This window comes from Streptomyces longwoodensis (genome assembly GCF_001514125.1).
Lineage (GTDB): Bacteria > Actinomycetota > Actinomycetes > Streptomycetales > Streptomycetaceae > Streptomyces > Streptomyces longwoodensis.
In genome coordinates this window covers 20,802-31,142 of record NZ_KQ948566.1, presented here as the reverse complement: position 1 = coordinate 31,142, position 10,341 = coordinate 20,802, and the positions used below count along the sequence as shown (strand labels likewise).

At 72.7% G+C, this 10,341-nt stretch carries 13 protein-coding genes and 1 pseudogene; 5 read left to right on the top strand and 9 right to left on the bottom strand.

The features are described 5' to 3' along the window. Positions 1 to 94 precede the first annotated feature (94 nt). Together AQJ30_RS34110 and AQJ30_RS34105 are read left to right on the top strand one after the other, a co-directional pair. A complete protein-coding gene (locus tag AQJ30_RS34110) occupies positions 95 to 298 on the top strand; it encodes an MbtH family protein (protein ID WP_067241601.1) in 204 nt (67 codons plus the stop codon). Between the two features lie 93 nt (positions 299 to 391). After that, entirely contained in the window at positions 392 to 904 is a 513-nt protein-coding gene (locus tag AQJ30_RS34105) for a GNAT family N-acetyltransferase (RefSeq protein ID WP_067241599.1), read from the top strand. Positions 905 to 974: 70 nt separating this feature from the next. Here AQJ30_RS34105 and AQJ30_RS34100 read toward each other — a convergent pair. The 5 genes and pseudogenes from AQJ30_RS34100 to AQJ30_RS34080 all read right to left on the bottom strand — a co-directional run bounded on the left by AQJ30_RS34100 (position 975) and on the right by AQJ30_RS34080 (position 3,935). Then, positions 975 to 1,387, bottom strand: a pseudogene (locus AQJ30_RS34100) (VOC family protein). Beyond that, the gene (locus tag AQJ30_RS34095; protein WP_067241597.1) at positions 1,384 to 1,968 is read right to left on the bottom strand and encodes a dihydrofolate reductase family protein; all 585 of its coding nucleotides are present in this window, start codon (positions 1,966 to 1,968) and stop codon (positions 1,384 to 1,386) included. Before AQJ30_RS34095 ends, AQJ30_RS34100 begins: the two are co-directional and overlap by 4 nt. 147 nt (positions 1,969 to 2,115) lie before the next feature. Further along, a complete protein-coding gene (locus tag AQJ30_RS34090) occupies positions 2,116 to 3,114 on the bottom strand; it encodes a YdcF family protein (protein ID WP_159052421.1) in 999 nt (332 codons plus the stop codon). 207 nt (positions 3,115 to 3,321) lie between these two features. Next, complete coding sequence (locus AQJ30_RS34085) at positions 3,322 to 3,699, bottom strand: toxin Doc (RefSeq protein WP_067241594.1); 378 nt, start codon at positions 3,697 to 3,699, stop codon at positions 3,322 to 3,324. After that, a complete protein-coding gene (locus AQJ30_RS34080) occupies positions 3,699 to 3,935 on the bottom strand; it encodes a hypothetical protein (protein WP_067241593.1) in 237 nt (78 codons plus the stop codon). The genes AQJ30_RS34085 and AQJ30_RS34080 overlap by 1 nt, the downstream gene beginning before the upstream one ends. Before the next feature lie 179 nt (positions 3,936 to 4,114). Between AQJ30_RS34080 and AQJ30_RS37545 the strand changes: the two genes are divergently transcribed. Next, positions 4,115 to 4,525, top strand: a complete 411-nt coding sequence (locus tag AQJ30_RS37545; RefSeq protein WP_079084489.1) for a hypothetical protein — start codon at positions 4,115 to 4,117, stop codon at positions 4,523 to 4,525. Positions 4,526 to 4,576: 51 nt separating this feature from the next. Here AQJ30_RS37545 and AQJ30_RS34070 read toward each other — a convergent pair whose 3' ends face one another. Further along, positions 4,577 to 5,320 (bottom strand): hypothetical protein, encoded by a 744-nt coding sequence (locus AQJ30_RS34070; protein ID WP_067241591.1) that lies wholly within the window; start codon positions 5,318 to 5,320, stop codon positions 4,577 to 4,579. 137 nt (positions 5,321 to 5,457) lie between these two features. After that, entirely contained in the window at positions 5,458 to 7,182 is a 1,725-nt protein-coding gene (locus AQJ30_RS34065; protein ID WP_067241589.1) for an FAD-dependent monooxygenase, read from the bottom strand. A gap of 368 nt (positions 7,183 to 7,550) precedes the next feature. Between AQJ30_RS34065 and AQJ30_RS34060 the strand changes: the two genes are divergently transcribed. Then, positions 7,551 to 8,261, top strand: a complete 711-nt coding sequence (locus AQJ30_RS34060; protein WP_067241587.1) for an HAD family hydrolase — start codon at positions 7,551 to 7,553, stop codon at positions 8,259 to 8,261. Positions 8,262 to 8,401: 140 nt separating this feature from the next. After that, entirely contained in the window at positions 8,402 to 8,965 is a 564-nt protein-coding gene (locus AQJ30_RS34055) for a dihydrofolate reductase family protein (protein ID WP_067241586.1), read from the top strand. 117 nt (positions 8,966 to 9,082) lie between these two features. On the opposite strand, the gene AQJ30_RS34050 is transcribed toward AQJ30_RS34055, so the two are convergent. Together AQJ30_RS34050 and AQJ30_RS34045 are read right to left on the bottom strand one after the other, a co-directional pair. Beyond that, entirely contained in the window at positions 9,083 to 9,799 is a 717-nt protein-coding gene (locus AQJ30_RS34050) for an alpha/beta fold hydrolase (protein WP_067241584.1), read from the bottom strand. A gap of 20 nt (positions 9,800 to 9,819) precedes the next feature. After that, positions 9,820 to 10,341: alpha/beta hydrolase (locus AQJ30_RS34045; RefSeq protein ID WP_159052420.1), on the bottom strand; the 522-nt coding region annotated here is incomplete at its 5' end.

Here is a 10,341-nt window from a genome sequence, read left to right as displayed (position 1 = left end):
CGTGGGCCGCGCCCCACCACCGCACCGCACGACCCGACCCACGGCACACCGGAACCACCCACCCGTCACGACCCAGAGAGCGAGACCGACAGACATGGACGAGAACACCCGCTACCAGGTGCTGCGCAACGACGAGGACCAGTACTCGCTGTGGCCCGCCGACATCGAGGTGCCCGCCGGCTGGCAGCCCGTCGGCAAGGAGGGCACCGAGACCGAGTGCTCCGCCTACGTCGACGAGGTCTGGACCGACATGCGCCCGCGCAGCCTGCGGGAGCGCATGGAGAACGCCGAAGCCTGACGCACCTGCGCGGGACCGGGCCGGGGCGCACCCAGCGACGACGCGCCCCGGCCCGGTGCCGCCCGCCTGGCCCGCACCACCCGAGGAGCCCGCATGACACCCGTCCTGCACACCGAACGACTCACCTTCCGCCCCTACCGACCTGAGGACGAGGACCACTTCGTGCAGCTCCTGCGCGACGAGGAGGTCTGCCGCTGGATGGGCCAGGACCGCGTGCCCGAGCCGGACATCCGCACCCTGTTCCGCGCCATCCTCACCGACGTCTACCCCCAGCAGCTGTTCGACGTGTGGGGGCTATGGCAGGAGGAGCAGTTCGTCGGCCACGCGGAGGTCAAGAAGACCGGCAACGTCGACGGACACGAACTGGTCGCCGCGCTCGCCCCGCCCTACTGGGGCCGCGGCCTGGGCACCGAGGTGGTCCGCGGCCTGCTGCGCCACGCCGCCGACAACCTCGGCCTGAAGGAGGCCTACGGCATGGTCGGTGCCGACAACGCCGCCAGCCTGGCCATGTGCCGCCGCCTGGGCTTCCGCCCCGTGCGCGACGTGGTCGACGACGACGGCAAGGTGACGAAGCTGTTGGTGATCGCGACGACGGAACCGGACTGACCGGGGCGGCGGTGCGGCGGCGGACCCGGCCGCGACGGCCGCCAGGGCCGGGGCGGGACCGCCCACCTCATCAGGAGAAGTCCGCCGCGGTCATCCCGTCGGCGTGTCCGGCCGGCCACTCCACCAGTTCGATCCGGTACCCGTCCGGGTCCGTGAGCCAGCGGTCCTCGGACCCGCGGGGCCGCCCGGACGCTGGACGGGCCCCGGGTCCAGACCGGCCTCGGCCAGCGCCTCCAGGGTGCCGGCCAGGCCGTCCACCTGGATCGCGAGGTGGTCGACCCCGCTGCCCACGTCGACGGGTCCGTCGGCGGGACGGTGGACCAGCTCCAGCGAAGCCGCCGTCTCCTCGGGGAACTTCAGGACGACGAGGCGGCTCCCGTCGCCCGTCCCGACCCGGCCCAGCACGCCGTAGCCAAGGGCGGTGTAGAAGCGCAGGGAGCGCTCCAGACCGGTGACGCGGTACGAGACGAAGAGCGTCCTCATGCCGCCTCCCCGGTCCGGAGCACCCGGTAGCGGAGGTGGGTGACGCCCCGGTCGTCGAGCCGTCGGACGAGTTCGAGCTCGGTGCGCTCACCACCGAGGTGGTCGAACAGCCGTCGGCCGCCCCCGAGGAGGACCGGCACCAGGTGGATCTCCATCTCGTCCAGCTGCCCGGCCCGCAGCAGCGCCTGGGCCGCCCCCGCGCCGTGCACCATGACCGGCCGGTCCCCGGCGGCGGCGCGCGCCAGCCGGGCACACTCGTCGACGTCGGTGACGAACCGCGCATGGCCGGGTGGCTCGTCCCCGTCGTCCGCGTGGTGGGTCAGGACCAGGATGAGCACGCCGTCGTGATGGTCGCCCTGCCAGCGCCGGGCGAGCTCGAAGGTCCGCCGGCCGGAGATCAGCGCGCCCGTCGCCAGCGCCTCGCGGTAGACCTGGCCGCTCGGCCCGTCGGACTCCCGGTCGTCGAGCCAGTCGAAGAGCCGTCCGCCGCCCCGCCCCAGCTCCTGGCCTGGCCGGTCGTCCGGCCCGGCGATGAACCCGTCGAGCGACATCGACATGTACAGCCGAATCGGGTGGGACATCGTGGACTCCCTCGCTCCGCCTCGCCACCGGTTCCGCGGCCCTGCTCGGCCGACGCCAGGTGCGTGTAGGGGGAGACTGCCGACGACCGGCCAACTCATCGCACCGGCACGCCGAGAAGAGCGTCGGCGAAGGGCGCGAGGACTCGCTCAGTGCGCGAAGACCGCCGTCGCCACCGGCACGGCCAGCAGCAGGCTGAGCCCGACCAGCGGGAGCCGGTCCAGCCACAGCACGGCGGCGAACTCGCGCAGGGTCGCGGAGAGCCAGTACGCGGGGGAGGTCGGCGCGCCGATGACGTCGACGGGGACGCCGGCGCGACGGGCCAGCAGGGTGGTGCGGTAGACGTGGAAGCCGCTGGTGACCACCGTGGCCCGGTGACCGGGACCGGCGCGCTCCATGAGGGCCCCGCTGAAGCGCAGGTTCTGCCGGGTGTTGACGGAGCGGTCCTCCCGCACGATCCGGTCGGAGGGCACGCCGCGGGCGCGCAGGTAGTCGGCCATGGCGTCCGCTTCGGAGACGACCTCGTCGTCACCCTGCCCGCCCGAGACGACGAACGTCAGGGAATCCGTGTCCGGTACGTCGGGGGCGTCGACCGCGAGGGCCCGCTCCAGCCTGCGCCGCAGCAACGGTCCGGGCCGGTCCCCGTCGAGCCCGGCGCCCAGCACGACGACGTGGGTGGTCCCCGGCGGCGGGCTGCTGCGACCCCGGACGACCACGTAACCGGTGAAGACGAGGAAGAGCAGCGAGAGGTACCCCGCGGCCGCGCTCACCGCGACCATGAGCCCACCCGCCACCTCCCCGCCGACCGCGTAGAGGACAGCGTCGAGGCCGAGCACCGCCAGCACCGCGCAGCCGGCGGCGCCGGTGGCGAGCAACGGCGTCTGCGGCCCGTAGCGCCGGACCAGGAGGACGGCGTCGACCAGCAGGAGCAGGCCCAGCGCGAGCGCCCCAAGGAGGGCGAGGACGGCGAGCACGGCGGCGACGGTGTGGTGGGCTTCCGCGCTGCGGGCGGATACGCCGAGTCCGGCAGAGGTCACCGCGAGGCAGAACAGGACCGCGGTGGAGAACCGGTGCGGCGCCAGCACGGCATGCACGAGGCCGCCCGCGGCGAACACCGCCGCGGCAAGGTACTCCGGATATGCCGGCACGTCCCGCACCACTCCGCTCTCCCACCCGCGGGGCCGCTGGACCCGCCCCCGCCCGCCTGTCGCCGCCTGCGCGTCCCCGGGTCCCGCGCAGCACGGCGGACCCGGTGCGGACGGCCGCCGGACATCCTCGCAGACGGGCCGCGGTGCGCCGCGGGCGGCCCTGACCAGGCGTGCGCCCCGCCGGCCGGAACCGGAGACGCCCGTCGCTCAGATGCGCCAGGACCGCAGCGCCTCCGCGACGGCGTAGATGCCCAGCCGACTGTCGCGCACCTTCCTGACGAGATCCGACAGGGCCCCGTACGGCGGGTCGATGCCCTCACCGCACTGGTCCATGTACTGGGCGGCCACGAAGGCGGCGAACAGGCTGTTGCGGTGGGGGAGGGGCTCCAGCCGGACGACCGTGTGCAGGAGCGCGGCCGCGCGCCAGGCGGTGTCCGGGTCGGAGGCCTCCAGCGTCGGCATCCGGGTCTTGTGCCGGGCGACGGCCGCGACCAGCGCGGAGTAGTCGGTGACGGAGACGTCCTCGTGCCCGAGGGCGGCCTCCTGGACGTCGAGCAGCCAGGAGACGTCGATGTGCAGGACCATCAGGCGGCCGCGACCCCGCCGCGCCGGGCCGACGGCACCTCGTCGGGAAAGGCCTCGTCGAACTCCTGGCGCAGCCGGTCGGCCCACGCCGTGGCCCCGGCGACGAACTGCTTGCGGTGCATCTCGCGCACGCCCAGGTCGTGCAGGTACTGCTTGAGACTCTTGCCCTCGGCGGCGGCGGCGGCGCGGACGCCTTCCATTTCCTCGTCGGAGAAGGACACGTTGAGTGACGGCATAGCCGTGATGGTACCTAGTTGGTACCACGGGTCTCAAGGCCGGGGCCAAGCGGTCACCGAGCGAAAAGGGACGTCAACCGCCACCGCTTCTGAGGGAAAATCGGAGAGCCGGGACACACCCACCTCCCGTCCCCCCCCCCCGCCACGCGGGTCGCGCCTACTGTCTGGAAAAGCCTCCCATGACGAACGTCGTCCCCCTCGGAATATTCGGCAGGATCGCGAGCCAGTCGGCCTTCGCGCAGAACGCGGAAGAACTCCGCCGGCAGGCCGGCGTGATTCCCGAGGAGGAGCGCGGAAGGATCGCCGAATACCTCCGCTCCGGCACGCCCGTCATCGCTCTGATGGGCTTCTCGGAGGACATTCTGGGAAAGAAGTTCACCCGCTCCGGCGGCACGGCCATCATGAGCGACGGCCGCTTCTTCTGGCGGCTCGACGCCGCCGACTACGTCGAACACTACGGGGTCGCGCTGCCCGAGGAGTTCCTCACCCACGGCGCCGCCCGCCAGTGGACGGCCCGGCCCCTCACCCGCGACGAGGTCATCGAGGTCGACGACCGCCTCGGCGAACTGCGACGCGCCGGGGCCCTGTGACCTGAACGCCCCTGCCGTTCGGCGGGGCACCGGCCCTGGCACTCCCCGCGATCACGCCCGGAGTGCCGCCTCGGGCCCCATCACCACGACCGGGTGACGGGCCGCGTCCAGGACCCGCAGCAGCGCGAGCATGTGCGCCTTGTTCAGGGCGATGCAGGCGTTGGTCGGCCCGCCGTGGTCCACGTGGAGCCACACGCCGCCGCCCTCGCCGTCGCCCAGCGGCCGGGTCTCGTCCAACGGGCTGCTGCCCGGCACCCGGTTGTAGTCGATGGCGATGACGTAGTCGAAGGCACCGTCCAGCGGCTCGCCCAGGTGTCCGGTGCCGGAGGCGGTGAAGCCCTCGTCCTGGTGGTACGGCAGCCGGGTGCCCGGGTCGGGCAGCAGCCCCCCGGCGTCGCTGAGCGGGAAGACGCCGATGGGGGTGCGCAGGTCGTTCTCGTCGTGGTCGTCGGTCCACCCGCGCAGTCCGTTGCGGGCCGGCCACGGACCCGCGACGGGCATCCAGCCCGCGTCCGGCTCCCACTGGTACAGCATGACCCGGGCCTCGTTGGTGTCGGCCGTCCGGCCGGTGACGACCAGCACCTGACGGGCGGTCGCCGGGATACGGCCGAGCACGGCCGGCCCGATGCCCGGCAGCGTACGGACGACGGGGCGCGGGGGAGCGGGGCGGGCCGGGGACCCCGGCGCGGCGGGTACGGCCGGGTCCGCCGCCTCCCGCTCGCACCCGGCGGTACCCAGCACTCCGACACCCACGGCCGCGCAGGCCAACGCGGCCAGGGCCCTTCTGCGGTTCACTGCGACCTCCGACGGGGGACGTGGACGAGGGATGCATAACCACCCACGTCGCCGGCCTGCCCGCCGACACCGCTACCTCCCCCGTATGGCCTGCGCCCGGCGGCCGAACGCCCGCCGGGCCGTCGCCGCAGGTCCGGTCAGACGAAGGTGCGACCCAGGTGTGCCACGAGACGCTCGGGTGTGGCAGGGTGGAAGCGCCCGGAGACGTAGCCGTCCGGGCGGATGAGGATGGCCTCGCCGTCCCGCGGGGCGTAGGCGTCACGGAACTCGCCGGCCGTGTCCCGCACGCGCGACGGGCGCAGACCGACCGGACGGGCGTCCTGCGGTACGTCGGCGGCGGTGACGAAGTAGGCGTCGAGCAGACCGTGCGCGGCCCGCTGCGCCGCGGAGGCGCACGCCTCGAACTGTGCGGCCCCCTGGCCCGAGGCGTGCTCGGGCCCCGCGAACAACAGCAGCACGTGCCGCGGCGTACGGAGCAGGTCGAACAGCCGTCGCGGGTAGGCGGCGAGGTCGCTGACCAGACCGCGGCAGTCCGGCGCGCGGTGACCGGCGGCGGGACCGGCTTCCGCGCCGAGGTTCCCCACCTCCGCCGTGGTCAACGGGCTGTCCGGGTAGGAGACGAGCAGCTGGGCCTGACGCCACAGCATCGTCTGCGCCTGGTCCCCGCCGTTGAGGGGACCGGAACCGACCTGCCGGACGTTGCGGGCGTGTTGGACGGTGCGGTCGACCATCTCCTGCGCGACCGGGTGGCGTTCGGCGTGGTAGGTGTCGAGCAGGCCTTCCTCGGCGAGACCGCGAACGACCAGGGCCAGCTTCCAGGCGAGGTTGTGCGCGTCCTGCACACCGGTGTTGAGGCCCTGGCCGCCGATCGGCGGGTTGATGTGCGCGGCGTCCCCGGCGACGAAGAGGCGGCCGTTGCGGTAGCGGTCCACCAGCCGGTGACTGGTACGGAAGGCGGACGACCAGCGCAAGGTGGAGGCGGTCGTCACCTCCGGCGCCAACCGGTCGAGCACGGCCTGGATCTGCTCGAGGTCGGGTCCCTTCCCGCTGCCCGAGCCCAGGGCGGTGTCGTCCGGCGTGGTGGGGTCGTCATCGAGGGCGGCGACGGCGGGGACGGCGGTGGGCGCTGTGCCGGTGGCCGTGGCTGCGGGGGCGACCGGGGAGTCGGGGCGCAGCATGGACAGCCAGTAGCGTCTCGCGCCCATCGGGATGCAGACGAGCATGTCGTCCATCTCGCCGTTCCGGTCCAGGCTGACCGAGCGCACGCTGTAGCCGGCGGGCAGTTCCCAGTCGAGTTCGACGTCGCCGATCATGTAGAGCTCGGGGAGGGCGTCGCCGTCGAAGGTGAGACCGGCTGCCTTGCGGACGAAGCTGTGCGCGCCGTCGCAGCCCACGACGTAGCGGGCGGACACTCGCTCGGTCCGGCCGTCGGGGTGCGCGAGGACGGCGTCGACCGCGTCCGGACGTACGTCCACTGCTTGCAGCTCGACGGGCCGTTCGACTTCCGTTCCGTGACGGGCGAGGTGCTCGGTGAGCAGACGCTCCGTCGTGCACTGGGGCAGCGTCGCGAAGGGGTAGGGGACCTCGGGCGGCAGGGCCAGCTCGACCGGGGGGCGTGCCTTGCCGTCGACGTGGACGATCTGGCCCAGGTGCGGCACGGCCTCGTCCAGCACCCTGTCCACCAGACCCATGCTGTCCCACACCTCCAGGGTGCGGGGCACGATGCCGATCGCCTTGGCGTGGGGCTGGGGAACGGCCAGCCGGTCGACGATGCGGCAGTCCACGCCGTGCCTGCGCAGTTCGGCCGCGAGTGTCAGCCCCACGGGTCCTGCGCCGACCACCAGTACGTCCGTGTCAGTCATCGATCAGCCTCTCGTCGTCCGGTGGCTACCCGCTCACATGGGCTTCACCGGGGAGAGGACCGCACCGTCACCGGCGCGGTCGGCCCTGAGGTTCCTCTCGGCGTGTGGAAGCACATGGTCACCGCTTCAGCGTGGACTGTCCTGCTGAGCGGGGCATGCCGTGCTGGGCCGTCCGGGTGGGGTGGCCGGGGAGGCGGGCCGGTTCTCGTTCGTCCGGCTGCTCGGCATACGCCTGCTGTGAGCGCCTGTCGAGTCACCGAAAAGGGGAATTGGCCGAATTGCCCGGGCGGAATAACGTAGCGGAATCCACCTTTCCACTTCCTGTCGGAAGTGGCGCATGCGTACAGGCAGAGGCAGGAGAGGCTCCCATGACCACCTCGGACCGCAATGTGCTCAACTGGTCGCCCGACGCCGTCGTCTTCGACTGCGACGGCACCCTCGTGGACAGCGAACGCCACTGGCAGGAGGCGCGCAGCCGCGCCTTCCAGGAGTACGGCCTCCAGCCACCGCCCGGGTTCGCGGAGCAGGCCCTGGGCCGGCATTACGAGGACTGCGGCCGGCTCATGGCGCAGACCGTGCAGAAACCCGAACTGGCCGAGGACCTGACGGCCGCGCTTCTCGACCACTTCCTGGAACTCGTCACCGAGGAACCGGTGACCATGCCGGGCGCCGTCCGGCTCGTCCGACAGCTCTCCGGCCGGTTACCCCTGGCGGTGGCCAGCAACTGCCCGAGGGTCGTCGTCGAAGGCAGCCTGGAACGGGCCGGACTGCTCGGGCACTTCCAGCACCTCGTCGTCCCCGACCCCGGGGACGGAGTGCGCCCCAAACCGCACCCGGACGTGTACGCCGTCGCGGCACGGCTCTGCGGTGTACCCCCGCACCGGGCGCTGGCGGTGGAGGACACCCTGACCGGTGTGGAAGCGGCGCGCCGGGCCGGCCTACGGGTCCTGGGCGTCGGTCCCCGGCCACCGGGGGACGGCGCCACCCGGGCCGACGGCTGGGCCCAGGCGCTGGACGCTCCCGAACTGCTGGCTTGGGTCCAGGCACTCGACAGCCCCCGGGGCGTGCAGGACTCCTGACGGCCCGCTCAGCTCGGTGAGAGTCTGATCCGCCAGTCGGCAGCAATCCGCGGAAGAAGCGATCCGTCTGCGCGCGTCGCGATGACTTCCGTGGACCTCGGCGGTCCTACTGTCGAACCCGGTACCGAGGAGGCTTTCTGATGCGCAGCGTGACCTATTCGATGGGCTGTTCCCTCGACGGATACATCGTCGGGCCGGACGGCGGGTTCAACTGGTCCGCACCGGACAAGGAGGTCTTCCGATTCTGGATCGAGGAGATCCGGAAGGTCGACGTCCACCTGCTGGGGCGGCGCCTGTACGAGACGATGCTGTACTGGGAGACGGCCGAGGATGAGGGCGAGCCCGACGACGCGGAGCTCGAGTGGATCGCCCTCTGGAACCCGCTGCCCAAGGTGGTGTTCTCGACCACGCTGTCGGAGGTGCGCGGTCGTGCCCGCCTGGCCTCCGGCAGTGTGGCGGAGGAGATCGAGCGGCTGCGGGCAGAGCCGGGGGAGGGCGACATCGCGATCGGCGGTGCGATGCTCGCCGCCGAGGCGGCCGCGGCGGACCTGATCGACGAGTACCGGATGGTGGTCCACCCGGTCCTGGTCGGCGGCGGTACCCCGTACTTCCCCCGGGAGGAGCGCCGGGTGGATCTCGAGCTCGTCGAGACCCGTACCTTCGGTTCGGGCGTCGTCTACCTCCGCCACCGGGTCAAGCGTTAGCGCGCGGCCGCTGCCCGACCGCCTCCTGCACCTGAGCGGTTCGGACGCTGGACGGACGACGGCGTGGCCTGACCCCCGTACGGGTGCCAGGCCACGCCGTGCCTCGTTCGTGCCGGGTCAGCTCGTGGCGCGGACCGCGTCACGGATGAGGTCGGCGACCTCCCGGGGGCGGGAGACCGCCACCGCGTGCGAGGCGCCTGCGAGTTCGACGATCGTCGCGCCGGCCCGCTCGGCGCCGAAGCGCTCGACCTCGGGGTTGATCGCCTCGTCCGCGCCGGCGACCAGCGCCCAGGACGGCTTGGTCCGCCACGCGGCGGCCTGCGCCGTCTCCTCGAACGCCGAGGCGGCGAGCGGGCGTTGGGCCGCCGCGAGGACCTTCGTGACCTCCGCGGGCACGTCGGCGGCGAACACCGACGGGAAGGCGTCCTCGGCGATGGTGACCTCGACGCCCGGCTCGGCACCCGGGATCGGGTACGTCCACTCCTTCAGGTTGCTGACGAGCGGGGAGAGCGGGAAGCGTCCCTGCAACTCACCGAGGCTCTCGCCCTGTTCGAGGGCGTAGGCCGCCACGTAGACCAGACCGACCACGTTCTCCGTGACCCCGGCCACGGTGATCAGCGCACCGCCGTAGGAGTGGCCGACGAGGACGACGGGGCCGTCGATCTGTGCCGCCACGGAGGCGATGTACGCGGCGTCCGAGGCGAGGCCGCGCAGCGGGTTGGGCGGCGCGAGCACGGGGACGCCGTGCTTCTGGAGTTCCTCGATGACCCCGGACCAGCTGCCGGCGTCCGCGAAGGCGCCATGTACGAGGAGGACGGTGGGAGTGGTGGACATGTGCGGTTCTCCTTGTGGGATCAGCCGTGGAGCGCGGTGCGCAGGGTGGTGACGGCCTGGGTGATGGCGGCTTCGGCGGCGTGGGTCTCGCGCAGGGCGTTGAGCATGACGAAGTCGTGGATGACGCCCTGGTAGCGGACGGCGGTGACGGGGACGCCGGCTGTGCGGAGCTTGTTGGCGTAGGCCTCGCCCTCGTCGCGCAGGACGTCGGCCTCGCCGGTGATGACCAGGGCCGGGGGCAGGCCGGTGAGCTGCTCGACGGTGGCGCGCAGCGGGGAGGCGGTGATCTCGGCGCGTTCGGCCTCGTCGGTGGTGTACTGGTCCCAGAACCACTGCATGGCGTCGCGGCGCAGGAAGTAGCCGGTGGCGAACTGGTGGTAGGACGGCGTGTCGAAGCTCGCGTCGGTGACGGGGTAGAACAGCACCTGCTGGACGAGGGGCACGTCGCCGCGTTCCTTGGCCATGAGGGTGAGGGCGGCGCTCATGTTGCCGCCGACCGAGTCACCGGCCACGGCCAGCCGGGTGGCGTCCAGGCCCTGGGT